Origin of the sequence: Streptomyces sp. NPDC057099 (assembly GCF_042671245.1) — a bacterium.
GTDB lineage: Bacteria > Actinomycetota > Actinomycetes > Streptomycetales > Streptomycetaceae > Streptomyces > Streptomyces purpurascens.
Window position 1 is genome coordinate 1 of sequence record NZ_JBHUTX010000016.1, and the last position, 26,348, is coordinate 26,348.

Genomic DNA, 26,348 nt, shown 5'->3' on the forward strand with positions numbered 1-26,348 from the left:
GCCTGAAGCCATGGCTTCAGGCCCCCGCTCGCGTTCCCCTGAGGATGCAGGAGTGAAGCACTGCACTGGACCGAAGTCGGGGCGGAGCTGGCGATGTTCGCCAGCAATCCGGTCCGCAGCCCGCCGCCGTAGAGCAGACGGTGTGGTGGGCTCAGAGCTCGGGCGGTTCGCCGGGGGCAAGGTGGAGAACGGCCAGATACTCGCTGTAGGGCCATCTCTTCCCCCCCCCACCGGCTGCCACCGGAGGCGTCGGGAATCCACATTCCGTCGAGGAGGTACTTGTCGTCGAAGGCCGCGACGCGGTCTTTCTTCACCGCTGCCGCCATCAGCACCTGGATCCCCAGCAGAAGCACCGTGGAGGCTTCCCTGGCGGCGCAGACCTCAGCGTGCCCAGCGGCGAAGATCTTCATGTCCGCGTCGTCGATCGGCTCGGGAATGCCCGCACGGCCGTGTACCGCCTTCTCGTGCAGGGCAATCGCCTGCGCCACTCCCGTCGCGACCGGCGCGTCGCTGCCACCCGCATGGTCCGGGAAGTGTGTCCCAGATGCTCGGCGACCGCTCGTGCGTGCACGGGCAGTGCTTCGGCGTGGTGCTGCAGCTGCCGCTCGGCCGCCTCGACGAGGAGGCAGGGATGCGCAGCGTCGGGGTGCAGCAGCCGGACGAACCCTTCGAGCGCTGCGCGCAGGTAGACGAGCCGGACCTGGTGCAGCTGCCATTCCTCCATCATCTCTGTCCAGACGGCGTCGAAATCGCCGCCTACCGAGCACATGCCGCCGTCGTCGTAGGACATGTCGAAGGTCATCGTGCGCAGCCCCTGGGCGAGGCGCAGCCACTTGTAGGCGCTGTCCCAGACCTCCTGCGCCCCAGCACTCCGGCGACCGTGGAGGCGTGCTCGACCCAGTCGGTGATTTCACGGACGTGGTCCTCGGGCTCGGACAGCGCGAGGGTTGACGGCGTGCGGTAGGAGGGCAGGCAGGAGCCGCCTGTTTGGGTGGTGGTCATGGACCGAGCGTCTCACGCACCACTGCCAATCACACCGGGATCGAAGACTGGTGCGAGGCTCATGTGCTGGTGGTTCGCCGCACGAGCCGGTGACCTCGCAATTCCCTTTCACAGCGGACGAGTTCGCGCTCCCAACCCTCTTCAGTACCAATCAGGTGCGGGCTCTCGTAGAGGCCGGCGCGTACTTCGGCTTCGGTGAGGCGCCGGTACTTGGGTGCGTCGGGATCATCCTCGGCGAGGAACTCGTGCTTGCGGTGCAGCAGGGGACGGTTGGTGGAGTCCGCGTACGAGGTGAAGGAGGACTTGAGGGTCTTCAGGTCGACGGCGTACGAGGCCGCGATTCGCGGGTGGGGATCCGCGTCGAACTCGGGATAGTCGAGCCAGCTGACCCCGCGGCCCTGATGGCGGAGCTTGACGACAGACCACTCGCCAGGACGGCCGGCGGCAATGCTCGCGCACTGCTCGTACAGGCGCAGCACGGCCGGGATCCGATGGAGTGCGCGGCGGTGAACGTATAGGGCGGTCGCGGTGAACTTGCCGGCGATCGATCCGTTCATCGCCCGGCGGACGTAGGCGTCGTCGCGCAGTTTGAACAGCAGCCGATCCGCTCGGTGGCACGCCTCGGTGTACGACGGGAAGAAGGCACGGATGTCCAGTTGAACTGGCAGGGGCAGACTGCTGACCGGGCCCCGGCCGTGAAACAGCTCCAGCGCGAGGAACTGCAGTGTGTCGAGGGCTCCCCGCTCGGCGCTTCGTTCTACCTTCGCGGGGTCGGCTTCCTGCTCGGCAAGACGCTTGAGTTCAGCGGGGCGCAGGTGGCCGAGGAGGCTGATGATGGGCTGCGGCATTTCCTCCAGCTGAGGCATCCTGCCGCGCTGTTCAAGATGATCGACGACCGAGGTGATCGCCGAGGCGGTGTCCTCGGAGGCCAGCCACCCCCCGTCAGGAGCGACCTGTCGGGCGAGGTAACTCAGGCGGGCCGCATCGTCCTTGAACGCGTAAACAATGCCGGGCGCCGCCGACACGCAACGGACGCCGGTGGCCTCCTCGACGTAGTCGCGCAGCTCGCCAGCGGCGTAGAGGCGCTGGAAGGTGCGGCGCTGCGTGAGAATGCCGTCGCCGTACTCCGCGCCTTTGATCTGGTTGCGCTCCCACCTCAGCCGCGCGGATACGACCAGCACCGATTTAGCGAGGTCCCAGGCTCGTAGGAGCGTCTCACGTCGTTCGGCGGGATCCTCAATGACGTTCAGGACGTAGGTGAGAAGGACCACCTCGGCTGGCTCACGCCGCCCGTCCGGGAAGTGGACCGGGTCCCACCCCGCGGCGTCGAGGCCGAGGTGCTGCAGTGCCCGTACATCGCCGCCCCGTCCGCACCCGTAGTCCAGTACTCCCGTGTCGGGTTCCAGCTGGAGGTCGCCGACGGCGCGACGAGCCGGCAGCGAGAGGCCGACTCGGCCGATCGCGGTCTGATGCCTCTGGCTGCTCCAAAGCTGCTGTGTCATCGGCGTCCCCTGAGTCCACGGACAGGCCAGCATGCGACAGCACCGAACCTTAACTGACACCCGATCCGGCGACCCGGCTTACGCGGAGTCGCACCTCCCAGCTGACCTCGGGTGACGCTGCTCTCGTCACGATTGCGGGCGGGGCGGGTCGTCCACGTGACAACGCCGAGGGGTCTGCCCGGATTACGCCTGAAGCCGACAGGAGGGTGCGACTGCCACGCAGGTGACCCGGATCTCCAAAGAGGTGTGCCGCTCGCTTCAGCGCAGGGTGATGGGGCACTTGGGCACGCCGTTGGCGAGTAGCCCGGCAATCAGGCCGGGGAGGCCGTCCGGATAGATCGTCTCCGGCGTCTGCCGCAGTGGGGGCTCCGCCGCAGTGAATCCGGCATTTACCGCGACGGACGCCCCGGCCCCTGACCAGGACGTTGGATACCCGCAGACGACACCTGGCCGTAGCTATACGAGAACCGAGCCAACTAATCTGGCGGTAGATCTTCTGACCCGGAAAGGGAGGCCGCCGTGCCCGACCCGAGCACCCCCGACGAGGACGGCGAAAACGCCGCCTCCGTCGAGACCGCCAAGCCCCTGTCCAAGAAGAAGATCCTCCTCGTCCTCGGCATCGGCGCCGTGGCCGTCGTCGCGGTCGGCGGCCTGCTCATCAAGCTCGCCCAGAAGAACTACGCCACCGAGGACGTCGAGACTGACGAGTCACTCGATTTCAGGGTTCCGACACCCGCGGAGCTTGAGTTCGCCGCCATCGTGCGCGCTGCCGCAGAAAGCGTGGGGAAGATCATGAACGTCTCCACGAGCGGCTTCACCGTGGAAGCAAAGATCCGATCCAACTCCGGCAGGGGAACGTGGACGGCGTACTTCCAGTTTGATGAGGAGACAGGCCACTGCCACTACTCCCATCCCTACCGGGGCGCGACCGCGCCTCGGTTCTTCATCGAGGAGGTCCAACGGCGACTCAGCGAAGCAGCGGCCGCCTGACAGCCAGTTCCCCGCTCAGCTGGGGCAGCCAGCGGTAAGGACCCTCCCTGCACAGCGAGGGAGACGGCCATCTCCCTCGCCCAGCCGGCCCGGTACGGGATCTCCCGCTGCCCGTCCCAGATGAACGTACGCACCGCGGCCGCTAGGGATGAGGTGCGTGCTCCTGGCTGCTTGTTGGTCCGGACAGTCAGCGGGCGCGATTCCACCAGTCGACGCTCTCCAACGCTAGGACCTGTTCCTCCAGGACACGGGCGGCCTCGCCATCTGCGGTGATAGCCCAGCAGACATGCAGGTCGGCCCACGTCAAGGCAGCCTTACCCCACCCGGTCGCCCGCATCGGCTGGCCGCTCTCGACTTCCGCAAGGCGCTCGCGCAACCAGTCCAAGTCGGCCAGCGCCCGGTCGAAGACCGCCTCTCCAAGCCCAGAGGCCAATGCCTTTCCACTGGTGTACCGCCGTATCCGGCCCCGCAGCCCCTCGCCCTGGCGCTCACCCGACATGCCCACGTAGACAATCGGGCCGTTCTGGCCCCGCCTGGCAAGGTAGACGCCCGGCAACCGCGGTATCTCAGCGCCGACCAACGGCACCCACTCCGACCACGCAGCCAAGGCCAGGACACCCTGCCTGATCACCGGATGCACTCGTCCGACTCCGCCAGCTGCGGCCGACGGTTCCTGCTCTTCGGCTTCCTCGAAGAGCTCAAGTAGGTCAGGTTCGCGGGGGCTGGCCTCCCTGGCCTTGGAAATGTCGGGGACCTTGGCGGTCTTCGGAGCGCAGGCACCCGACGGCGTCCAGGACAGGAGCCCAACAGGCGGACCTACCGGCTCCAGGCCAACGTCGCGGATCTGCTGCCACGTCCGAAAGCGCTTGGGCAGCGTCTGCGGGGTGAACTCGCGCAGTTGCTCGGGCTCCGGCACAGCAACGTCGTCCTCGAAGTACGGGTCGCCGAACAGGTCGTAGCCCATCGGCTCACGGTGCATCATCAGTCCTCTGGCCGGAGGTACAGGGTGCTGATCAGGCTACGTAGCAGGGCCCGGCCGGCGGGGCCGAACTTCGGATCAGGCAGTGCCGAACAGAACATGATGGCGACTATTGGCTTTCATCCGCCTTCGTCGAGGGCCCTGCGCAGGTCCTCGACAAGAAGGTTCCCGATCTTGGCTTCGAGCTGGTCGATCTCGGCCAGCAGCCCGGCCTTGCGGGCCTTTGCCTCCTCGATCTGGGCCAGGGCGGCATGGTGATGGTGGCGCTCCGCGCGGAACTCGGTGAGGGCACTGCGGAACTCAGCGCCCTCAGCTGTGTCCGCCTTCACAGGCGACGTGCAGTTCTCCCTGCCTCATCACACCAGCCGCCGGCGGGAGCCGAGCTCTTGGCGGTTGCGGGCCTGGTCGGCAGTGTCCGGGATGGTGCAGCGGATCCCGCGGCGGCGCAGGTAGACGCGGTTTCTGCGGGAGGCGTACGCCTTGTCAGGTAGGACTCAACACGATCCGAAGGTCACTGGAGCGCCAGGCGACTTGACTGGGCCAGAGAAATAGCTTCCGCCCTCGTTGTGGTGGTGCAGCAGCAGGACCCGCTGGGCATCGTCAAGGGCGACGACGCGGGCGGCCTCCCGCAAGGGCGGGCTGATCATGCTGCCCATTGTGGCGTTCAGGTCCTCTCTCGACGAGACAGTCCCCCACTCATACGGTGTTCTGATCTCTGGCCGGGAAGGGCGCGAGTGCGTGGGCAGGTGCGTGCAGCCCAGCCGCACGGAGGACGTCAACACCTGGCGCAGTCGGACAGAGCGAGGTGCCCGAATATCTCGGGATCCGGCCCCGTGTGGTTGCTACGGTCCCGTACATGACGCTGCCTGTGACTCCTGCTGTTGATCTGCGCAGGGAATCGCTCGATGGAGTGCTGGACCGTGTGGAGCGGTCGCTGCAGGTGCGTCTCGACCGGGAGACGGTGGTGTGCAAGCGCCGTACGGTCGGGGCTCGGACGGACCGCGACAACTGGGTGCGCGTCGAGCGACGGGGGTTCGACCGGATCGGGGCCCAGGGGTGGAATGGCCCTGAATCCGCTGCTGTCCTGAGCGGGGTCGTCATGCCCTCGTGGTACGCAGGGTTCTCGTGGCGCGAGCCGGGTGAGCCGGTGATGTGGCGGGCGGATGAGATGGAACTGGTCAACGCCGCGCCTATCGGACAAGCCGCTCTTGTAATCGAAGATCCTCATCTCCCGGATGCGTGGTGGTCCGCGCTGAACGCTTCCCTAGACGCGCTCGCTACCCAGTCCGCACCCCGTGTCGCCACGCCTGACACCGAAACCATTAGAGGTCCTAACAAAGCCGTTGGACGTGGCGGTGGGTGATGAGGCAGGTGGCGAGGCCGAGAAAGGCTTCGTGGATGTCGTCGCGCCGTTCCCAGCGGATGCGCAGGCGGCGGAAGCCGTGCAGCCAGGAGATGGTGCGTTCGACCACCCAGCGGAAGATGCCCAGGCCAGAGCCGTGTGGCTGGCCGCGTTCGGCGATCACGGGCCGGATGCCGCGCTGCCACAGCAGTCGCCGGTACTTGTCGTGGTCGTAGCCGCGGTCAGCGAACAGCATGTCCGGCCGTCGCCGTGGCCTGCCGACGACGCCGGCGACCGGTGGGACCTTGTCCAGCAGCGGGATCAGCTGGGTGACGTCGTTGCGGTTTCCGCCGGTCAGAGACACCGCGAGCGGGATGCCCTGCCCGTCGGTGAGGACGTGGTGCTTGCTGCCCGGCCGTGCACGGTCGACCGGGCTGGGTCCGCTTTTGGGCCCCGCCGGGCCGCCCGCACGTGGGAGGAATCGATCACCGCCCTCGACCAGTCCAGTTGCTTCGCCGACCGCAGCTTCTTCAGCAACACCAGGTGCAGCTTCTCCCACACACCGGCCTCGTTCCAGGCGGCCAGGCGCCGCCAGCAGGTCATGCCCGAGCCGAAGCCGAGCTCCTGGGGCAGGTACTCCCACTGGATGCCGGTGTGCAGGACGAACAGGATCCCGCACAGAGCCTGCCGGTCCGGCACCGCGGCCGGCCCGTCACCAGCTTCGGCCCCGGCTCGGGCAGCAACGGCTCGATGAGCGACCACAGTTCGTCCGACACGATCCACGGCCGCGACTGACGCTTCCCCACGACCCGACCAACGAGCAGACAAGCGGATGGTTACTTGATCAACAACTTCTGTTAGGACCTCTTAGGCACGAGCTGGTGACAGCAACCCTCGGGGAGGTCTTTCCCGAGGTGACCGACACCACGGTGGAGGAGTGGTTGCCGGCCCATGCCCACCTGACGTGGGCGAACGTCACAGGCCCGGAATTCTGCATGATCGACTGGGAAGACTGAGGCATGGCACCACGAGGGCTGGACGCGGCAACGCTATGGGGCCACTCCCTCGCCGTCCCGGCCTTGGCGGAACGCGTGTGGAGCGAGCGTCGGCGGGACCTGGAGAGCAGGTCCGGTCGGCTGATGGCACTGTTCATGTGCGCGAAGATCGCAGGGCCACACGCGCACCCCGAGGATCCCCGGCTGGAGCCGGCCAGGAAAGAAGCCGCGCAGCTCCTTTCTGAGCTTCACGACTTCGGACGACGGCCTCCGGGCAGCTGCCCGGACTGGCCGTCATCCGGCCTCTGGCCAGCCGTCGAATGAAAGGATCGGGCCGCCGTCCAGGTACCGCTTGACGGCGACCAGGGTGGTGTGTGTGAACGGTTGCGGCAGATCATCCGGCGGCACCCAGGCGATGGTGTCGTGCTTGCGCGGCTCCGCGTTGTGGGGAATACCGCTCCACCGATCGGTGTGGAAGACCAGGGCCATGAACATCCCTGGGACCTCAGCTCCCCAGGAGCCGTGAACGACGTGGCCCAGGCGTAGGTCTGCCTCGACGGCCACGACGCCCGTCTCCTCCTTCAATTCCCGTACAGCGGTCGCGGTGATCGGTTCACGGGGCTCACCCTTGCCACTGGGGACATCCCACTCGCCAGGCGCGAAATCCAAGTGCGCGCTCCGCCGCAGGACGAGGAGTCTGCCGCTGTCCGGATCCGTGACGAGAACAGCGGCGATGAGCCGCGTCGTCATCGGTTCGCTCTTCCACCGGGCTGCTGGCTGATTCAACTTAGTCAAATCGCCTTCCTCCAAACGATCTCGAGCTGTGGGCGCGATATGCCCAGCACCGGGGATCGGTCAGTCTGCCGCAGCAGCCGTTTGGGCCGCCTCGATTTTTTCGCGCTCGGGTCTTGTCGAGACCTTGGGGCGGGCCCGTGGCGTCTATCACGTCGCGCTGATAACGAAGTTGATCGCGGAGGAGACATCGCCGGCAACGTGAGTGGGTCGGTAGGCGTCCTGGAGCCACGGCCGCCCACCCGACACCCACACGCTTCGAAGACCGAGCGCATTCGCTCCCGCGATGTCGGCGTGCGGTGAATCACCGATGATCCATCCGCCAACGCGGGGAGCTCCGACGGCTTCCGCCGCCGCTTGGAAGATCTCCGGGCCCGGCTTCTTATGACCGACGTGTTCGGAGATCACCCAGCCCTGGACGAGCCGGTCAAGCCCCGTGTTGCGGATCTTCGCTTCCTGCTGCACGGTCCGGCCGTTGGTGACGATCACGCAGGTCCAGCCGCGGGACAGCGCCTTGGCGAGCGCCTCGCGAGTGGTCCCGGCCAGTACGACGCGATCAGCCGCGCCACGGTCAAGAAGAGTCCGGATAGCACTCTCAGGAAGCGCCGTCCCATAGCGGTCCGCCATGGCCTCGGCGACAGCGGGTTTGGGTGTGTAGCCGCTCGCGTCGAGGGTCATCAGCCAGTCGATGTCGGTTTCAGGCAGTGCATGCTCCGCCAGGAGAGCAGTCGCCGCAGCCCGGAAGGCGGCGTCGCGGTCTACCAATGTGTTGTCGAGATCCAGCATCAGCAGCTGCATGAGCGGCAGTAGACCACGAGCCATAGCCTCCGGGCAGGTGGGTTTCCCGGCCGCGAACCGCGTGATCTCAAGATGAACCAACGTAGGTGGTCGCGCTCGGACTGGCCTTCGAACCGGACCGACGTCAGTGCGAGAGCCGGGCATCCACGAGTAGGCGCACACGATGAGCACTCCGTCCCGGAGCCCACTCAACGAGTTCGGCCGGGGACTGCCTCCGGGCGCTTGGCCCTGCCCCGGCACATCGGCTGGGGCCCGCACGACGAGTACGACCTAGCCGGCGCACCGTCGACTGACCCGCATCGGTCGGCGCGGTCGGTGACGGCTTCGGTCTCCTCCCTTCCCTCGATGGCTCAGGGAGGATGCGGGCTGGCATCGCAGGCCACCCGGCACCCGAAGCACCGCTGAGATTGCGGCGAGCTGATGACGGCTCGGGCAGGTGAACGCAGCCTGCTTCGAAGCGGGGCAACATAGCGCGGGATCGCCGGTTGGCCAAACCGGCGACCCCGCGCATCATTGGTGGTCCACCGCCATTACCTGCCCGTACGTCGGAGGGCACGATCACCACAACATCCGCAGCAGCCCAGCCCCGTACGCCTTCACGTCGCAAACACACCGGACGGCTACGCCGCCGCGTAGCTGGCGCGGAAGAGGTCTACGGCCCGCTCCATGTCCCGCTCGGAGCGCAACTGCACCTCCAGGTCGCCCGTGCCGTGGTGGCCCAGCCCCGTCACATCCCGAGTGAAGCCAGGCATGAGGTCGACCTCCTTCGGGTCGGCCTTGAGATAGACGAGGAGCTTGGTCTTCTGCGGCGGGCAAACGCAGGCGAAGTTCCGCAGGCGCTGATAGGCCCGGTACTGCTTGCGCTGCACCCGGCTGACGCCGTCCCCGAGGCCGAGCAGCACCTCATCAACCGCCTCCGCCAGCTCCGCCAGCGCACCGCCCTGCTCTCGGGCGGGCGGCAGCCCGGCCGCGCTCCCGCGAGCCCGCCGCGCGGCTGGCGTCCGCCCGGTGACGGAAGCCACGGTCTCAAGCCCAATCAGGTCCTTGCCGAAGAACCGGTAGCGGACCAGGTCGATGCTGCGCCTGTGCTCGCGTACGGCGTGCCCGTCGTAGCGGGTGAAATCGCCGGCGACACAGATCAGCCGGGGTGCGCTCCACAGCACCTGGGACGCGGCCGATACCCCGAGCCGGTCGCGGACCAGGTGCCGGAAGGCGTCCTTATGCGCCATCAGCCACGCCATGTAGTACAGGCCCTGATTGATCACGCCGGCCGCGGTGCCGCGCTTGAACTCCACGACCACCGGCGCCCCGTTCTCATCGAGCCCCAGCGAATCGATCCGGCCGCCGTCAGAACAGTCGATGACGTACTCGCTCGCCAGGAACCGCACCCCCAGCATCGTCTCCATGTGCGCCTCGACGAGGCCCTGCACATCCGCCTCGACCTCGGCAAGACGCGGCGCGACCTCCGTCACGCCGCCATTCGTCGTGTGGAACAGCTTCAGGCCCGACACCTTCTCCTCCTCGGCTCGAAGATCGAGAACGCAGGAGAGCGGTAGATCTATTTCCGCGCGGGCCCACCGAACAGGTGAGGAGATGCGAGACGGTGACCCCTTGGCACAGTCGGGAACCCCTGCATCCCATCCGTCCCAGAGGTACCCTCGTCCCACATACGTCCCACAAATCCCCTGACAGCGTGTCAGCGAGGAAGAAAGTGGCAGGTCAAAGCACCTGCCGACGAGATGCGCCAGGCGCCTTCTAAGCACCTAGTGCATTACGGCATGGCGCGTACAACTGTGCTAGCGGCATCTTCCTGACGCACGTTCGCATTTTCTGGCAACAAATCGCTTGCACCGTACGACGATCGTTCGAACGTCCGGAAGCCAGCCGACGCGGTCGGCACCGCGTCGTTCGTACCACTACCCAGCCGTTCCTCAGATGTATGCCACTTACGACTCGTTCCATCTGACTCGCCGCCCGTCAACGAATCCGCGCTCTGCAATCGAGGACGGGATACGTCCTACGTCCTGGCCTTCTCCGGGAGCCACCCGGCAGCGTTCGCCGTCGCTTACACGATCACCCCACGGGATGCATCGAACACATGAAAGCCAGGCATCGAACATGCGCACCCATTAGAGTGAGGCGATTAATGCACCTCCGATGGAAACAATCATAGGACACTAGACGGATTGCCCGACAGGCGCATCAAACGAAATTCGAACTGGTGATAGACAACGCGCTGCAGCAATGAAGCGACTGTCAGTGCCGCTTGGTACACAGTTCGTCGCTCGGGGAGCAGGTCCCCGACGTGACGAGTGGAGGCACCTCGGTGCAACTGACCTCGAATCAGCTGGCAGCGATCGACACCCTGGACCGGCACCTGGGAATCGTCGCGTGCGCTGGGTCCGGAAAGACCGAAGTCATCGCCCGGCGCGTGGTGAAGTTGCTCCGACAGCCCGGTGTCGAGCCGCGGCACATCGTCGCCTTCACTTTCACCGACCGGGCGGCCGGAGAGCTGAAACAGCGCATCGTCTCTCGTGTCCGAGAGGAGCTGGGAGATGTCCGTGGACTGGCGGAGCTCTTCGTCGGCACCATGCACGGATACGCCTTGAGCATGCTGCAGTCCCAGGTGCCGGAAACATTCAAATGCACCGTCCTCAGCGATGTGCAGGCTCGTGTTCTGATCGACCGCAACAGCCGGGCCAGCGGCCTCACGACCACACAGATCCGCACCAAGGACAAACCGACCCGCCCGATGAAGCGGTACGTGAACTCTCGTCTCTACCAACGGGTTTTGGGCATGCTCCGTGAGGACGAGATCGACCAGGACAAGTTGCCGTCCGACGTGCTTGACGGCCTGAGCAGTTACCGGGCGTTGCTCAGGCGCCTTCACTACCTCGACTACAGCGAAATCCTCCGACTCGCCGCGGACCTGCTGCTCCCGCCCCCGAGTACGGGAGGGCCGGCCACCGAACCTGTGGTCAATCTGCGCGCCCACGTGCGGGACACGGTCCGCTACGTCGTGGTGGACGAATACCAGGACACCAACCCGGTCCAGGAGCAGTTGATCGCCGGCCTCATCCAGTTCGGCGCGAACCTGTGTGTCGTCGGGGACGACGACCAGACGATCTACCAGTGGCGCGGAAGCGCGGTGAACAACATCCTGACGTTCGCCACCCACCACGGCAGCGCCAGGACCGTCACACTCAACGAGAATTTCCGCTCGTCCAAGGCGGTGGTCGACCTCGCCCGCCGGGTGGCCGAGGGCATCGATCCCTCGCGTCGGCTGAGCAAGGCGATGATCGCCAGTGGCCACCAGAGCTATGACCGCGGCGACCTGCTGGCCCTCTCTTTCAGTACGCCGCAGGAGGAGGCCGCCTGGATCTGCGACCGCATCGAGTGGATGATCGGCCTGCCCTTCACCGACCGCGCCGGCGCGCCGCCACGGGGACTGGCGTACTCGGACTTCGCCATCCTGTTCCGCAGCGTGTCGGGCGACGCCGACCCACTGGTCACGGAGATGCGCGCCCGGGGCATCCGCTACATCATCAAGGGCCTGAGCCGCCTGTTCCAGACGCCCGAGGTTCAGGCCGCCAAGACCTGCTTCGACTACATCGCCGGAACCGTCGACGGCGACGCCGTCGTCACGGCCTGGACGGACGCCCGGCTCGGGCTCCGCGAGGAGGCCCTGAAGCTCGGTGTGAAGATCCTCGACGAGGCCCGCGGCTGGGCGGAGGGCATGCCCTGGGACACCTACACGATCCAGGGCACCTACCAGCGATTCCTGGGCGAGGTCGGCGTCCGCGAGGAACACCTCACGGCCGAGGTCGGCCGCGAGCGCAGCGAGCTCGCCTTCTACAACCTGGGACGGTTCAGCACCGCCATCGGCGACTACGAGCGCATCCACTTCCTCAGCAGCCCGCCCGAACGGTTCGCCACCTTCTCCAAGTGGCTGGAGCACCAGGCCGGCGACTACTACGAGGAGAGCGACGCCGACGCCGGATACGCCCGGCCCGACGCCGTCACGATCGCCACCGTCCACCAGGCCAAAGGCATGCAGTGGCCGGCGGTGTTCGTGCCCTGTATGCGCCGCAACCGCTTCCCCAGCAAACGGCAAGGCGGACTCGGTGTGTTCCACATCGTTCCGGAGGCCGCCGTCAACGACGCCGACCGCTACCGAGGCAGCGAGGACGACGAGCGCCGGCTCTTCTACGTGGCCGCGACCCGCGCCCAGAAGTACCTCGCCCTCTCCTTCTCCCCCGGGCCGGGCAAGCTCTACCAGCGGGAGTCGCAGTTCTTCGCCGAGGCAACCCGCAACACCTACGTCCTGACCCAGGAGGCCGCCAGGCCCGACGAGTCCACGCTGAACCGGCTGCCCTCAACCCCCCTGGCCGACACGCCCGACATCGTCTTCAGCTTCAGCGAGCTGAAGTACCTGTTCGAATGCCCGTACCAGTTCAAGCTGCGATTCCTGTACGGCTTCGACTCGCCGTTGCAGAAGGAACTCGGGTACGGCAAGTCGCTTCATGACGTGATGGCGGAGGTTCATAAGCGCGCCGTGAAGGGCGACATCGTCGACACGACGGAGGTGGAGGCGCTCGTCGACCGGCACTTGCACGCTCCGTTCGCACCGGAGCCGCTCAAGGAACAGCTCCGCAACGCGGCCATCCGCTCCGTCCACCGCTACCTCCGCGAAAACGGCTCGCGACTGGCCCTCACCGAGCACTCCGAGCAGCCGGTGGAGGTGCACCTCACGCCGGGGGTGACCGTCAGCGGACGCATCGACCTGATCCGCCGGATCGACACCGGTGAGCAGTCCATCGTGGACTTCAAGTCCAAGGAACGCGCCCAGGCTGACGCTGTCACCCGCGATCAACTGCACATCTACGTCGCTGGGTACGAAGAGCTGAGCGGCAAGCGCGCCGACCTCGTCGAGGTCCTGAACCTCGACGAGGGCAGCCGCAGCAGCCGCGAGGAGGTCAACGACACCCTGCTGAAGGAGATCTCCGGCAAGGTCGCCAAGGCCGGGGACCAACTTCGCCACAACGACATGCCCCGCAAGACCTCGTGGTGCGGCACCTGCGCCGCCTGCGACTTCGCCGCGATCTGCCGGGACCGGCCCAGCACTCCGTAACACTGCACAACCACGTCGGCCCCTTGGGCCGCGGTGTTGTGTGACCCGGCACCACGGCCCAACCTCCACACCTCCGACGCGACCGGCGAGGGCGTCTGGAACCCGGACCAGGTCGAGGCGCTCTGGGGGGTGATCACTCGTGCACCGTGTAGGCGACTTCTCCCCCCGCCGAGGTATGCGGCTCGATGGTGACCCGGACCGTGTGCGTAGAGGTCTTGCCGCGAATCCGCTTCCGGAAGCCGTCCAAGACCCAGACCTTCAATCCGCCCTGGCGCTCTCGTGAGTCGCTCATGGCAATGGTCATTTCCAGCTCGATGCTGCTGTACTGAAATCGTAGAAGGTTATTGGCGCCCCCGTGTGCCGCAGCCGTCAGCTCGTCATACGTCGCCTGGATGGCTTCCTTCAGACCGATCACCGCGAGTGCCCCCCGCCGTCAAGGAATAGAAGGGCTAACGCTAGACCACGTCGGCAAGTTGTTGTTGCTCGGATGCCGAAGGCCGGGGGGCTTTCCCCTCTGCCTCTGGCGTTACCCCTTCGCGAACCGTGGCGACATGGCATCGGGCGGCGGATCGGGGACGTCGCTCATCGCGCTCTTGAAGTCGTCGGAGGGCCCGTCGGGCATCAGGTACCGCTGTGGCGGCTGACTGACCTGCATCTCGCGGTCCCGCACCGGTGGCAGTTCAATCCCCTGCAAAGGCGTGTCGTCGGGGTGGTGGAACAGTTCCCTGCGCGCGTTGCATGCGAAGCGCTGGTTCAGCTCCTTGGCCAGCTTGGTATGGGTTCGCACAACGAAGTCATCGTGTCCCGGCGACGCCATGATGATGGCCGCCCGGCGATCGATGGGTATCAGGATCGCAGCTGCGTTGCCGATGCCGACGCCCAAAAGCCTCGGCATGTTCTCCTCACGCACCAGCGTCACCGGATGATCTGGGATGAGCAGCGCGCGGCGCTCGAACTTGATCAGACCCCAGGAGCGCGCCATGAACACCTCGTACGCCGTCTTCATGGACTCGCCCATCGCCGCCATGTGGTCGTTGACCGACATCTCGACGTAGTAGCCCTCGAAGTCCGTTAGCTCTTCCCAGAGCGCCTCTACCTTCTCGTCCGGGACGGGCTCTGCGGCGTTCTCTTCGAGGCGCTTACGGATCTCGGGCTTGCCGCCCACGGCAATCAGGGCCTTGCCAAGATGATCGGCGATCTCGTTGTTTCTCGCACGGGCAGCAGGGATCCGCGCGTGTTGTGCCGCGATCCACTCTGCGAGGACCGCCCGCTCGTCGATCGGCAGGGGCCACTCCCCGTTGATGACCCTGCGGATGATCTTCGCCGCCTTGTCCTCAAGCTCGGCGAGCAGATCCTCCACAGTGTCGTCGAGCTGGCCTTCCTGATCCAGGATCGAATAAAAGTCGCGGCGGACAGTGACGTCGGCGATCCCGACCGATCGGCGCTCGCCCCCGCCGAGAGGCACTCGGATGATCTGCTCGCCATCGGCGAAGCGTCGCAGAAGCAGACGCGGCACGGTGTGATGGCGGCGCTTCAGCTTCGGCCCTTTTGGAGACTTACCCATGTCATGACTTTACGGGCACCCCATCACATCGTCATGACCTTTTCACGGGGTCACGTTCCTGCAGACAAGACCTCAGCCACCCCAGCCCCGATGCCCTGACCAGTCCCGCAATACGCCTGACACCCCATCAGAACGAGCGTCAAATGAGCGTCACGAGCGTCATTTCAGCGTCAAGATATCGCCCGTAACGCCCACACCGCACATAATGCGCACGCACGAAACCGCAGGTCAGGAGCCCTTTGCGACCGGTTCGAGGATCGCCACACACTCCACATGATGCGTCATCGGGAACAAATCAAACGCCCGAAGCGTCCGCACCCGATACCCCCCATCCCGGAAATACCCCAAGTCCCGCGCCAACGCCGCCGGATCGCACGCCACATACGCGATCCGCCGAGCCCCCAGCGACGACAGATGTTCCACCGTCTTCCGCCCCGCCCCCGCCCGCGGCGGATCCAGGACGATCAGGTCGACGTCCGTGATGCCCGTACGCGGCAGCACGCTCTCGACCTTGCCCTGCTCGATACGCACGCGGTCGAAGTCCGCGAGGTTGTGACGGGCATCCTCCACCGCCCGCTTGCCGGACTCGATTCCGAGGACCGCCCCGCCGTCGCCGACCCGGTCGGCGAGGGCGCCCGCGAAGAGGCCGACGCCGCAGTAGAGGTCGAGGGCCATGTCGCCCTTGCGCGGGAGCAGGCCCTGCATGACCGCCGTCACCAGGGTGTCGGCCGACTTCGGGTGGACCTGCCAGAAGCCGCCGTTGCCGACCCGGTGGGTCCGGCCGTCGGCGCGTTCGCGGACGAAGGGGCGGCCGTGGACGCGGTGGACGCCGCCGGTGCGTTCGTCCACTCGCAGGACGGACACCGGGCGGTCCAGTTCGACCAGCGGCAGGCGCGCGCCCGGCTTCGGCGTCAGGACCACCTGGCGGTCCTGGGAACCCGTCGCCGCGATCGCCTCGACGGAGTCCATGCCGGTCCAGTCGCGCTTCTCGACACCCAGCTCGCTGACCTCCTCGGCCGCGATCATGCAGTGGTCGATCGGCTCGACCTCGTGGGAGCGGTGCCGGCGCAGGCCCGCCCGGCCGTCGGCGGTGACGGCGTACTGGACGCGGGTGCGCCACGCGGGGACCTGGCCCGCGGGCAGCTTGTCGCCCTCGGCGGGCAGCACCGTGCCGTCCCAGCCGGCCTCCTCGGGCGTGAGCCCGGCGAGCCGCTGGAGCTGTTCGGCTATGACGTCGGCCTTCAGGCGCCGCTGCGCGCCCGGCTTGGCGTGCTGCCAGTCGCAGCCGCCGCAGCGGCCGGGGCCGGCGAACGGACAGGGCACGTCGATGCGGTCCTTGGAGGCGTCCAGGATCTCGACCGCGTCGGCGCGCAGGAAACGGGCACCCTCCTCGCCGTCCGTCACCCGCGCCACGACCCGCTCACCGGGCAGCGCGTGCCGTACGAACAGCACCTGCCCCTCGGACGTACGGGCGATGCAGTGGCCGCCGTGGGCGACGGGGCCGACCTCGACCTCGTACTCCTCCCCCACCAGCGACTTCCTCGGTTCTGCCTGCATGGCGGGGTGACTCCAAAAGCGTGAGGGGAAAGATCAAAGGGGTGCGGCCGAACGGAAACGGCCGGACAACAGCCCACCAGTCTACGTGGCTGTCGCCCGGCCGATTCACGCCCGTTTCGCCGAGGCCGCGGCCTCGGCAATTCACGCCCGTTGCACAGAAGCCTCGGGCCCGTCGAATCCCTGGTCTCAGCCCTTCGGCTCCGAGGACTCCTTCGACCGCACCTGCGCCGGCCCACGCCGCACCGACCCCGGCGCGTTCCAGTCCTGCTGCTTGCGGGCACGCCGCTTGGCCGCCTCGGAGGACTGGAGCTGGTAGGGCACCGAGGTCACCATGATGCCCGGCGTGAAGAGCAGCCGGCCCTTGAGGCGCAGGGCGCTCTGGTTGTGCAGCAGGTGCTCGTACCAGTGGCCGACGACGTACTCGGGGATGATCACGGACACTGCGTCCCGCGGCGATTCCTTGCGCAGTCCCTTGACGTACTCGATGATCGGCCGCGTGATCTCGCGGTAGGGCGAGTCCAGGACCTTCAGCGGTACGTCGATGCCGCGCCGCTCCCACTCGTCCCGCAGCGCCTTGGTCTCCGCCGGGTCGACGTTGACGCTCAGCGCCTCCAGGCTGTCCGAGCGCATCAGCTTGGCGTAGGCCAGGGCGCGCAGCGTCGGGCGGTGGATCTTGGAGATCAGGACGACGGAGTGGATGCGGGAGGGCCGCACGCTGTCGTCGCTCGGGCCCTCGGGGGCGGCGATCTCCTCGGCGACGCGGTCGTAGTGCTTACGGATGGCCGACATCGTCACGTAGAAGATCACCATGCCGAGCAGGGCGACCCACGCGCCGTGCGTGAACTTGGTGACGAGGACGACGACCAGCACGAGGCCGGTGAAGAAGGCGCCGAAGGCGTTGATCGCGCGGGAGCGGATCATGTGGCGTCGCTTGGCCGGGTCGGTCTCCGTCGCCAGGTGGCGGTTCCAGTGGCGGACCATGCCGGTCTGGCTGAGCGTGAAAGAGACGAACACGCCGACGATGTACAGCTGGATCAGGCGTGTGGAGTCGGCGCCGTAGATCCCCACCAGGAGTCCGGCGGCGCCGGCGAGGAGCACGATGCCGTTGGAGAAGGCCAGGCGGTCGCCGCGGGTGTGCAACTGGCGGGGCAGGTAGCGGTCCTGGGCGAGGATCGAGCCGAGCAGCGGGAAGCCGTTGTAGGCGGTGTTCGCGGCGAGGAACAGCACCAGCGCGGTGGCCGCGGCCAGGATGATGAAGAGGAAGCTGCCCTTGCCGAAGACGGCCTCGGCGACCTGGGAGATCACCGGGTTCTGGACGTAGTCCGCGCCGAGCGGGACGCCGTTGTGGATCAGGTCCTTGGCCGGGTTCTCGGCCATGCGGACGTCGGTCGCGGCGGCCAGCGCGATGATGCCGCAGAACATGGTGACGGCCAGCAGTCCCATCGCCGCGAGGGTGGTCGCGGCGTTCTTGGACTTGGGCTTGCGGAAGGCCGGGACGCCGTTGGAGATCGCCTCGACGCCGGTGAGGGCGGCACAGCCGGAGGAGAAGGCGCGCAGGAGGAGGAAGACGAGGGCGAAGCCCGCGAGGCCCTGGTGCTCGGGTTTGATGACGTAGTCCGCCGTCGGTGCCCGCATGGTGTCGTCCAGGACGAGCCCGCGGAAGGCGCCCCAGGCGATCATGGTGAAGACGCCCGCGACGAAGATGTACGTCGGGATCGCGAAGAGCGAGCCGGACTCCTTCACCCCGCGCAGGTTCATCAGGGTCAGCAGCACGATCACGCCTATCGCGCAGAGCACCTTGTGCTCGACCACGAACGGGATCGCCGAGCCCAGGTTCTCGATGCCGGAGGAGATCGACACCGCGACGGTGAGGACGTAGTCGACGAGCAGCGCGCTGGCGACGGTGAGCCCCGCCTTGGGGCCGAGGTTGGTGTTGGCCACCTCGTAGTCGCCGCCGCCGCTGGGGTAGGCGTGCACGTTCTGCCGGTACGAGGCCACCACGGTGAACATCAGCACGACGACCGCGACGGCGATCCACGGACTGAAGTGGTACGCCGTCACGCCCGCGATGGACAGGACCAGCAGCACCTCCCCGGGCGCATACGCCACGGAGGACAGCGGGTCGGAGGCGAAGACGGGTAGTGCGATGCGCTTCGGCAGGAGCGTTTCCCCGAGCCGGTCACTGCGCAGAGCGCGCCCGATCAGGATCCGCTTGGGCACGTCGGTCAGTTTGGACACAACAGAGGATCGTAAGCGTTCGATTGCGGGCTCGCCCACCCGCCACCCCTCATCGGCCTCCACTCTGCTCTCCGAGTGAATTCAGAGGCCGCTGCGGCTGCGGATTCCGCAGGTCAGCCGACTCTCATGCCTATATGACTAAGCTCCGTCCGTTTCCCGGCCGTTGTCGACCCCGGAGGTCCCATGTACACGCCCGCAGAGCTGATCGGCGCCGCGGCCACCGTCATCGCCCTCGGAATCCTGACTCTTGCGAGCGTGCGCAGCATCAACCGCCGCTGATCAGCTCGGTGACACGGGCGCACAGTTCCGTCCGCCCGATGCTGTCGGCCCGGGTCGCGGGCACCGTGCAGGCGTACGCCCCCGCCACCGTGCCGTACAGGGCGCAGCGGCGGGGCGGCTCGGCGTTCAGCCAGGCGTAGAGGAACGCGGCGGCGAAGGCGTCGCCCGCGCCGTTGGAGTCGACCACCGGTGACGGAGGTACGGCGGCGGGTACGTGAGTCAGCTCATCGTCGGCCAGCAGGTAGGCCCCGTCGGCCCCGGCGGTGGCGACGACCGCCCGCGCCCGGCCCCGCTCGGTGATCCGCCGCATGGTGCGCTCCGGGTCGGCCAGTGCCGCGCTGGACAGGAAGACCAGGTCGGCCTGGTGGGCGAAGGTCTCGTGGTAGGGGTTGGACCCGTCCCAGTCGTGCAGGTCGGTCGAGACGGTCACGCCGGCCTCGCGCAGGGCGGGCAGCGCGTGGCCGCACGGCTGGGTGATGACGACGTGGGCGTGCCGGCTGACGGCGGCCAGCTCCCGCACCGTGGCCTCGGGCAGCCGGTCGGCCTCCGCCGTGCGCGTGGCGTCGTAGAGGGAGAGCCGTCTGCCGTCCGGGCCGACGAGGTTGACCGCGCGCTTGGTGCCGAGCGGCTGGGGGACGGCGGTGAGCGCGATCCCGCGGTCACGGTGCAGGGCGCGGACGAGGTCGCCCTCGGGGTCGTCGCCCAGCATGTCGAGGTGATGGGTGCGCAGGCCGAGCGCGCTCGTCCCCAGCGCGACGAAGTCTCCGCTCTGGCCCGCGCGCGTCACGATCCCGGGCCTGATCATGTGACTGTCGGCGAGCGGCACGGGCAGTTCGGGCACGTGCACGATGGTGTCCACGCCGGCGCCGCCCAGGACCAGGACGTCGATCTCGGTGCTCATGGTCTCTTCCTCCCCCGCCGAGGGCAGCTGCCCCCCGGCCCCGGTCGAAGCAGGCTCCGGCCCGGGCAGGGCCGTCGGCAACCCCCTCGACTTTGCCGATACGTTGGAGTCGGGCAGTCGAACGCGGCACCGCCCCGCAGGGCATCATGGCCTGATTCCCCCGGCATGATGTTGCCCGGCGGTCCGCACGCAGGCCGCGATGTGATGCCCGGCGAGCCGAAAGAGAGACATGATCAGGACATTCATGCAGGTCAGAGGGCCTGCAGGAAGCGCGGTGTGACGCGATGCATATTGTCATCATGGGGTGCGGGCGAGTGGGCTCCGCCCTCGCCCAGAACCTGGAGCAACAAGGCCACACGGTCGCCGTGGTCGACCAGGACCCCACCGCCTTCCGCCGCCTGGGGTCCTCCTTCGGCGGCCGCCGGGTCACCGGGGTCGGCTTCGACCAGGACACCCTGCGGGAGGCCGGCATCGAGGAGGCCGGTGCCTTCGCCGCCGTCTCCAGCGGTGACAACTCCAACATCATCGCCGCACGCGTGGCCCGCGAGATGTTCGGCATCGAGAACGTCGCCGCCCGCATCTACGACCCCCGCCGCGCCGAGGTCTACCAGCGCCTGGGCATCCCCACCGTCGCGACCGTCCGCTGGACGGCCGACCAGATGCTGCGCCGGCTGCTCCCGTCCGGCGCCGAGCCGCTGTGGCGCGACCCCACCGGCGGCGTCCAGCTCGCCGAGGTGCACGCCTCCACCGCCTGGGTCGGCCACAAGATCAGCCGGATCCAGGAGGAGACCGGTGTGCGCGTGGCGTTTCTGACCCGGCTCGGCGAGGCGGTTCTGCCCACCTCGCAGACGGTGTTGCAGGAGGGCGACCTGGTGCACGTGATGATGCGCACCGACGAGGTCGACACGGTCGAGGCGGCGTTCGCCAAGGGTCCCGAAGAGGAGGGCGGTCACTGATGAGGGTCGCCATTGCCGGAGCCGGCGCGGTCGGCCGCTCGATCGCGGGCGAGCTGCTGGAGAACGGCCACGAGGTCCTGCTCATCGACAAGGCGCCGACGGCCATCTCGGTCGAACGCGTCCCACAGGCCGAATGGCTGCTCGCCGACGCCTGCGAGATCACCTCGTTGGACGAGGCGGCGCTCCAGCGCTGCAACGTCGTCATCGCCGCGACCGGCGACGACAAGGTGAACCTGGTCGTCTCGCTCCTCGCGAAGACGGAGTACGGCGTTCCGCGGGTGGTCGCGCGGGTGAACAACCCGAAGAACGAGTGGCTCTTCAACGAGTCCTGGGGCGTGGACGTCGCCGTCTCCACCCCGCGTCTGATGTCCGCCCTGGTCGAGGAGGCGGTGAGTGTGGGCGATCTGGTCCGCCTGCTCCGCTTCAGCCACGGCGACGCCAACCTGGTCGAGCTGACCCTGCCGGAGGAGTCGGCCCTGGCCGGCACGCAGGTCGGCGACGTCGAGTGGCCCGAGGACACGTCCCTGGTCACGATCATCCGCGGCACCCGCGTCCTGACGCCGTCCCGGGAGGACTCCCTGGAGGCGGGCGACGAACTCCTCTTCGTGGCCGCGCAGGCGCGTGAGGAGCAGCTGGAGGACCTGCTGTCGGTGCGCAAGGACAACGCGAAGAGCTGAGGCGGAGCCCTTCGGGGCAAACGGAAGGGGCGTCCCGAGTGCTCGGGACGCCCCTTTCTCTCAGCTCTGGAGACTCACTGACCTCAGCTCTGGAGATCTACTGCTCGGCGGACCGGGCAGCGGCCTCCCGCTCCCTCTCCCGCTCCCTCTCCTCGGCGGCCTTCTCCTCCGCCTCCATCTCCGCGAACACGTCGATCGGCGCGGGCGCCTTCGCCAGGAACACCCAGGTCAGCCACACGGCGAGCAGGAACGGCGGGATCTTCAGGGCGATCAGGACCCAGCCCAGCTGTGTGGTGTCGGCCCACCAGTACAGCGGGAAGAGGATCGCGCACTTGGCGAGCAGGATCGCGCCCCACGCGTAACTGGCCTTGGCGTAGGCCTTCTTGCGGCCGGGGTTGCGCGTGCGCCAGGAGAGGTTCTCCTTGAAGACCGGGCCGAGGATCAGCCCGATCAGCGGGACGCCGCACAGCGTGGTGACGATGTACGCGAGTCCGAGGCCCAGCGTGTAGAGCATGCCGGGCAGATAGAAGTCCTTGGCGTTGCCGGTCATCATCGCGAAGACGACACCGAAGGCGACGCCGAAGACACCGCTGAAGGCGTGCTTGACGGTGTCCTTCATCACCAGCCGGACCACGACCAGCACCAGCGACACGGCCAGTGCCGCGATCGCCGACAGATGCAGATCCTTGTTGATCGTGTAGATGGTGACGAAGAGCAGGCCGGGCAGCACCGTCTCGACCATGCCCCGGACGCCGCCGAACGCTTCGAACAGGGCGGCCTCGGTCACCGCCCGGGCGTCGTCCGCAGATGTCTCTTCGGTCGGCTTGTCGAGCGACGTCACCGGCTACTCCCGTCCGAGGGGTCTCAGTTCGTACTTGGGGTTGAACAGCACCCGGCGGCCTCGGCTCATCGAGATCCGGCCCGATGCGATCAGCTTGCGCCCCGGTTCTATGCCCACGATGGAGCGCCTGCCGAGCCACACCACGTCCAGCGCGGCGGAGCCGTCGAACAGCTCGGCCTCCAGGGCCGGGACTCCCGCGCGCGGCCGCAGGGTGACCGTGCGCAAGGTACCAGTAACCGTCACTATCTGCCGGTCCTGACAGTCTCCGATCCGGATACAGCCGGTCGTCTCGGTGTCCTCCCGCAGCTCCTCGGACTCCAGGTCCTCCTGCGACGAGGAGAGCCGGTCGAGCATGCGCCGGAACCGGCCCGCCGGCTTCTGCGAACGAGGAACAGCACTCATGACTAGAGCGTACCGGGGCCCGCCGACAGCCACGCAGCCCTGGGGCACAGGCCTTACTTCTCGAAGCGGTAGCCCATCCCCGGCTCCGTGATGAAGTGCTTCGGATGCGAGGGGTCCGCCTCCAGCTTCCGCCGCAGCTGTGCCATGTACACGCGCAGGTAGTTCGTCTCCGTGCCGTACGACGGCCCCCACACCTCCTGGAGCAGCTGCTTCTGCCCGACCAGGCGGCCGCTGTGGCGCACCAGGACCTCCAGCAGATGCCACTCCGTGGGCGTCAGGCGTACGTCCTTCCCGGCGCGGTTGACCTTCTTCGCGGCCAGGTCGACGGTGAACTCGTCGGTCTCCACGATCACGTCGTCCTCACCTCCTCCGGCCGGCTCGGCCCGGCGTACGGCGGCGCGCAGCCGGGCCAGCAGCTCGTCCATGCCGAACGGCTTGGTGACGTAGTCGTCGGCACCCGCGTCCAGCGCCTCGACCTTCTCGTCGGAAGAGTGCCGGGCGGAGAGCACCAGGATCGGCACCCGCGTCCAGCCGCGCAGACCCCTGATCACCTCGACGCCGTCCATGTCGGGCAGTCCGAGGTCGAGGACGACCACGTCGGGGTGGCGGGCGGCGGCGAGCTCGAGAGCGCCGGCGCCGTCGTGGGCCGCGTCGACCTCGTACTTGCGTGCCCTGAGGTTGATCACGAGAGCGCGCACGATCTGGGGCTCGTCGTCGACCACCAGGACGCGGGTCATGAGGCCTGCCTTTCGGGTTCTGCCGCGTGGAACGGCTCCGGGCGAGTTCCCGCCGCGCGGAGGGTGAGGACCATGGTGAGCCCGCCACCGGGCGTGTCCTCGGCGTTCAGGGTGCCGCTCATGGCCTCGGCGAAGCCGCGTGCCACCGCGAGCCCCAGCCCCACGCCGGCGCCGCGCGGGGCGTCGCCGTAGCGCTGGAAGGGTTCGAATATGCGGTCCTTGGCCTCGTCCGGGACGCCCGGCCCCCGGTCGACCACCCGCACCTCCACCCGGTCGGCGAGCGCGCTGGCGGCGACCAGCACGGGCGAGCCGGGCGGACTGTACTTGACGGCGTTCTCGACCAGGTTGGCCATCGCCCGCTCCAGCAGCCCCGGGTCCACGGCGACCATCGGCAAGGTCTCCGGGACGTCCAGGTCGGCGCTGCCCTCGGGCACCCCGCCGAGAGCCATCGGCACCACCTCGTCGAGGTCGATCTCGCGGATCAGCGGGGTGACGGTGCCGGTCTGGAGGCGGGACATGTCGAGCAGGTTGCCGACGAGGTGGTCGAGGCGGTCCGCGCCCTCCTCGATGCCCTCCAGCAGTTCCGCCTGGTCTTCGTCGGACCACTCGACGTCCTCGGAGCGCAGAGAGGTCACGGACGCCTTGATCCCGGCGAGCGGGGTGCGCAGATCGTGGCTGACGGCGGCCAGCAGCGCCGTACGGATGCGGTTGCCCTCGGCGAGCGCGCGGGCCCGGTCGGCCTCCTCCTGGAGCCGGCGGCGGTCCAGTACGACGGCGGCCTGGGCGGCGAAGGCGGCCAGCACCCGGCGGTCCTCTGCGGGCAGGACACGGCCGGTCAGCGCGAGCGCCATATGGTCCCCGACCGGCATGTCCACGTCCGCCTGCTCGGGCCGCTCCACGGGATGTCCCAGCCCGACGCGGCCCGCGCAGGTCCACGGCTCGACATCGCTCGCCCGTTCCAGCAGGGCCGCCGACTCCATGCCGAAGGTCTCCCGGACCCGTTCCAGCAGCTCCTCCAGGCCCGTCTCGCCACGCAGCACGTTGCCCGCGAGGAAGGACAGGATCTCGGACTCGGCCCGCAGCCTGGCCGCCTGGTGGGTGCGGCGGGCCGCGAGGTCGACCACGGAGGCCACCGCCACACCGACGGCCACGAAGATCACGATGGCGACGATGTTCTTCGGGTCGGCGATCGTCCACCGGTGCAGCGGCGGTGTGTAGAAGTAGTTCAGCAGCAGCGACCCCACCGCCGCCGAGGCCAGCGCGGGGAGCAGCCCGCCGAGCAGGGCCGCCGCCACCGTCAGCGCCAGGAACAGCAGCATGTCGTTGGCGAGACCGAGGTCGACGGTGTTGAGCAGCGCCGCCAGGGCCGGCGGGCCCGCGACGCCGACGATCCAGCCCCACACCCGCCGGGAGCGCCCGAGGCGCGCGTCCTGGGCCACCGGCAGTCCGCGGCCCTTGGCGACCTCCTCGTGGGTGACGATGTGCACGTCGAGGTCGGGCCCGGACTCCCGGGCGACCGTAGCGCCGACACCGGGCCCGAAGACGTACTGCCAGGTCTTGCGGCGTGAGGAGCCCAGCACGATCTGGGTGGCGTTCACGCCGCGGGCGAAGTCGAGCAGGGCGGCCGGTATGTCGTCGCCCACGACGTGGTGGAAGGTGCCGCCGAGGTCCTCGGCCAGGGTCCGCTGCATCGCCAGTTCCTTGGGCGAGGCCGAGGTCAGTCCGTCGCTGCGGGCTATGTAGACGGCGAGCACCTCGCCGCCGGCGCCCTTCTCGGCCAGACGTGCCGCCCGGCGGATCAGCGTCCGTCCCTCGGGGCCGCCGGTCAGGCCGACGACGATCCGCTCGCGCGATCCCCAGATCCTCGACACCCGGTGCTCGCTGCGGTACTGGGTGAGGTAGGCGTCGACCCGGTCGGCCACCCACAGCAGCGCCAGCTCGCGCAGGGCCGTCAGGTTGCCGGGCCGGAAGTAGTTGGAGAGGGCCGCGTCGACCTTGTCCGGCTTGTAGATGTTGCCGTGCGCCATCCGCCGCCGCAGCGCCTCGGGCGACATGTCGACCAGCTCGATCTGGTCGGCCCGCCGTACCACCTCGTCCGGCACGGTCTCCTGCTGCCGCACCCCGGTGATCGACTCGACGACGTCGCCGAGCGACTCCAGGTGCTGGATGTTGACGGTCGAGATCACGTCGATCCCGGCCGCGAGCAGCTCCTCCACGTCCTGCCAGCGCTTGGCGTTGCGGGAGCCGGGGACGTTCGTGTGGGCCAGTTCGTCCACCAGGGCGACCTGGGGGCGGCGGGCGAGGACGGCGTCGAGGTCCGTCTCGGGGAAGACGCCGCCGCGGTACTCCAGCCGCCTGCGCGGCACCTGCTCCAGGCCGTGCAGCATCACCTCGGTGCGGGGCCGGTCGTAGTGCTCGACGAAGGCCACCACGCAGTCGGTGCCCCGCTCGATGCGCCGATGCGCCTCGGAGAGCATCGCGTACGTCTTGCCGACGCCCGGTGCCGCACCGAGGTAGATCCGAAACTTGCCGCGTGCCATGGCCTCATTGTCTTCCGGTCCGCTGCCTGCGCAGCGTCGACCTTACGGCCGACACCTGCGGCATATGGGTGCCGGGCGCGGCCGCGGACCGTCTTTGACGGAACTCTGACGCGCCCGGCAGGTCA

Annotated in this window: 20 protein-coding genes and 4 pseudogenes; 6 read left to right on the forward strand and 18 right to left on the reverse strand. The window is 68.1% G+C overall.

All coding sequences use genetic code 11. From position 1 onward, the window contains the following. The 3 genes and pseudogenes from ACFT4A_RS21105 to ACFT4A_RS21115 all read right to left on the reverse strand — a co-directional run. Positions 1 to 410: pseudogene (locus tag ACFT4A_RS21105) on the reverse strand (hypothetical protein); the annotation flags it as partial. Further along, positions 407 to 802: a hypothetical protein gene (locus ACFT4A_RS21110; protein ID WP_382832339.1), complete on the reverse strand. Its 396-nt coding sequence runs from the start codon at positions 800 to 802 to the stop codon at positions 407 to 409. The gene ACFT4A_RS21110 and the pseudogene ACFT4A_RS21105, both read right to left, overlap by 4 nt. Before the next feature lie 259 nt (positions 803 to 1,061). Beyond that, complete coding sequence (locus ACFT4A_RS21115; RefSeq protein ID WP_382832340.1) at positions 1,062 to 2,504, reverse strand: DNA phosphorothioation-associated putative methyltransferase; 1,443 nt, start codon at positions 2,502 to 2,504, stop codon at positions 1,062 to 1,064. Between the two features lie 519 nt (positions 2,505 to 3,023). Between ACFT4A_RS21115 and ACFT4A_RS21120 the strand changes: the two genes are divergently transcribed. Next, positions 3,024 to 3,494, forward strand: a complete 471-nt coding sequence (locus tag ACFT4A_RS21120; RefSeq protein WP_382832342.1) for a hypothetical protein — start codon at positions 3,024 to 3,026, stop codon at positions 3,492 to 3,494. A gap of 187 nt (positions 3,495 to 3,681) precedes the next feature. On the opposite strand, the gene ACFT4A_RS21125 is transcribed toward ACFT4A_RS21120, so the two are convergent. Then, the gene (locus ACFT4A_RS21125) at positions 3,682 to 4,458 is read right to left on the reverse strand and encodes a hypothetical protein (RefSeq protein ID WP_382832344.1); all 777 of its coding nucleotides are present in this window, start codon (positions 4,456 to 4,458) and stop codon (positions 3,682 to 3,684) included. A gap of 134 nt (positions 4,459 to 4,592) precedes the next feature. Beyond that, complete coding sequence (locus tag ACFT4A_RS21130; protein ID WP_382832345.1) at positions 4,593 to 4,802, reverse strand: hypothetical protein; 210 nt, start codon at positions 4,800 to 4,802, stop codon at positions 4,593 to 4,595. A 527-nt stretch (positions 4,803 to 5,329) separates the two neighbouring features. Here ACFT4A_RS21130 and ACFT4A_RS21135 point away from each other — a divergent pair. Continuing rightward, positions 5,330 to 5,797, forward strand: a pseudogene (locus ACFT4A_RS21135) (hypothetical protein); the annotation flags it as partial. A 7-nt stretch (positions 5,798 to 5,804) separates the two neighbouring features. Here the strand turns inward: ACFT4A_RS21135 and ACFT4A_RS21140 are convergent. After that, positions 5,805 to 6,621: pseudogene (locus tag ACFT4A_RS21140) on the reverse strand (IS5 family transposase). Positions 6,622 to 6,693: 72 nt separating this feature from the next. Between ACFT4A_RS21140 and ACFT4A_RS21145 the strand changes: the two are divergent. After that, a pseudogene (locus tag ACFT4A_RS21145) lies at positions 6,694 to 7,059 on the forward strand (hypothetical protein); the annotation flags it as partial. A gap of 45 nt (positions 7,060 to 7,104) precedes the next feature. Here ACFT4A_RS21145 and ACFT4A_RS21150 read toward each other — a convergent pair. The 3 genes from ACFT4A_RS21150 to ACFT4A_RS21160 all read right to left on the reverse strand — a co-directional run bounded on the left by ACFT4A_RS21150 (position 7,105) and on the right by ACFT4A_RS21160 (position 9,911). Continuing rightward, entirely contained in the window at positions 7,105 to 7,560 is a 456-nt protein-coding gene (locus ACFT4A_RS21150; protein ID WP_382832347.1) for an NUDIX domain-containing protein, read from the reverse strand. 192 nt (positions 7,561 to 7,752) lie between these two features. Further along, the gene (locus ACFT4A_RS21155; RefSeq protein WP_382832348.1) at positions 7,753 to 8,400 is read right to left on the reverse strand and encodes an HAD family hydrolase; all 648 of its coding nucleotides are present in this window, start codon (positions 8,398 to 8,400) and stop codon (positions 7,753 to 7,755) included. Between the two features lie 620 nt (positions 8,401 to 9,020). Next, positions 9,021 to 9,911 carry a DUF5655 domain-containing protein gene (locus tag ACFT4A_RS21160; protein ID WP_382832350.1) on the reverse strand — a complete coding sequence of 297 codons (891 nt, stop codon included), beginning with the start codon at positions 9,909 to 9,911 and terminating at the stop codon, positions 9,021 to 9,023. An 815-nt stretch (positions 9,912 to 10,726) separates the two neighbouring features. Here ACFT4A_RS21160 and ACFT4A_RS21165 point away from each other — a divergent pair. After that, on the forward strand, positions 10,727 to 13,531 hold the full coding sequence (locus tag ACFT4A_RS21165; protein ID WP_382832531.1) for an ATP-dependent helicase: 2,805 nt from the start codon (positions 10,727 to 10,729) through the stop codon (positions 13,529 to 13,531). Positions 13,532 to 13,664: 133 nt separating this feature from the next. Here the strand turns inward: ACFT4A_RS21165 and ACFT4A_RS21170 are convergent, their stop codons facing one another. From ACFT4A_RS21170 to ACFT4A_RS21190, 5 genes are all read right to left on the reverse strand, one after another. Further along, positions 13,665 to 13,946, reverse strand: coding sequence for a trypco2 family protein (locus ACFT4A_RS21170; protein WP_382832352.1), 282 nt, complete (start codon positions 13,944 to 13,946; stop codon positions 13,665 to 13,667). Positions 13,947 to 14,057: 111 nt separating this feature from the next. Next, positions 14,058 to 15,095 carry a DUF4238 domain-containing protein gene (locus ACFT4A_RS21175; protein WP_382832354.1) on the reverse strand — a complete coding sequence of 346 codons (1,038 nt, stop codon included), beginning with the start codon at positions 15,093 to 15,095 and terminating at the stop codon, positions 14,058 to 14,060. A 228-nt stretch (positions 15,096 to 15,323) separates the two neighbouring features. After that, positions 15,324 to 16,652 (reverse strand): class I SAM-dependent RNA methyltransferase, encoded by a 1,329-nt coding sequence (locus tag ACFT4A_RS21180; RefSeq protein WP_382832356.1) that lies wholly within the window; start codon positions 16,650 to 16,652, stop codon positions 15,324 to 15,326. Between the two features lie 186 nt (positions 16,653 to 16,838). Continuing rightward, positions 16,839 to 18,890, reverse strand: coding sequence for an APC family permease (locus ACFT4A_RS21185; RefSeq protein ID WP_382832357.1), 2,052 nt, complete (start codon positions 18,888 to 18,890; stop codon positions 16,839 to 16,841). A 265-nt stretch (positions 18,891 to 19,155) separates the two neighbouring features. Then, positions 19,156 to 20,070 (reverse strand): adenosine kinase, encoded by a 915-nt coding sequence (locus tag ACFT4A_RS21190; protein WP_382832358.1) that lies wholly within the window; start codon positions 20,068 to 20,070, stop codon positions 19,156 to 19,158. A gap of 284 nt (positions 20,071 to 20,354) precedes the next feature. Between ACFT4A_RS21190 and ACFT4A_RS21195 the strand changes: the two genes are divergently transcribed. Both ACFT4A_RS21195 and ACFT4A_RS21200 read left to right on the forward strand, forming a co-directional pair. Then, complete coding sequence (locus ACFT4A_RS21195; RefSeq protein WP_114255765.1) at positions 20,355 to 21,026, forward strand: TrkA family potassium uptake protein; 672 nt, start codon at positions 20,355 to 20,357, stop codon at positions 21,024 to 21,026. Further along, positions 21,026 to 21,703, forward strand: a complete 678-nt coding sequence (locus ACFT4A_RS21200) for a potassium channel family protein (RefSeq protein WP_382832360.1) — start codon at positions 21,026 to 21,028, stop codon at positions 21,701 to 21,703. Before ACFT4A_RS21195 ends, ACFT4A_RS21200 begins: the two co-directional genes overlap by 1 nt. Before the next feature lie 97 nt (positions 21,704 to 21,800). Here ACFT4A_RS21200 and ACFT4A_RS21205 read toward each other — a convergent pair whose 3' ends face one another. Genes ACFT4A_RS21205 through ACFT4A_RS21220 form a run of 4 tightly spaced genes read right to left on the reverse strand, consistent with a single transcriptional unit; the run spans position 21,801 to position 26,223 of the window. Then, on the reverse strand, positions 21,801 to 22,544 hold the full coding sequence (locus tag ACFT4A_RS21205; protein ID WP_382832362.1) for a DUF3159 domain-containing protein: 744 nt from the start codon (positions 22,542 to 22,544) through the stop codon (positions 21,801 to 21,803). A 3-nt stretch (positions 22,545 to 22,547) separates the two neighbouring features. After that, a complete protein-coding gene (locus ACFT4A_RS21210) occupies positions 22,548 to 22,946 on the reverse strand; it encodes an OB-fold nucleic acid binding domain-containing protein (RefSeq protein WP_078602751.1) in 399 nt (132 codons plus the stop codon). 53 nt (positions 22,947 to 22,999) lie between these two features. Then, positions 23,000 to 23,683: a response regulator gene (locus ACFT4A_RS21215; RefSeq protein WP_382832364.1), complete on the reverse strand. Its 684-nt coding sequence runs from the start codon at positions 23,681 to 23,683 to the stop codon at positions 23,000 to 23,002. Then, on the reverse strand, positions 23,680 to 26,223 hold the full coding sequence (locus ACFT4A_RS21220; RefSeq protein ID WP_382832365.1) for an ATP-binding protein: 2,544 nt from the start codon (positions 26,221 to 26,223) through the stop codon (positions 23,680 to 23,682). Before ACFT4A_RS21220 ends, ACFT4A_RS21215 begins: the two co-directional genes overlap by 4 nt. Between the last annotated feature and the right edge of the window lie 125 nt (positions 26,224 to 26,348).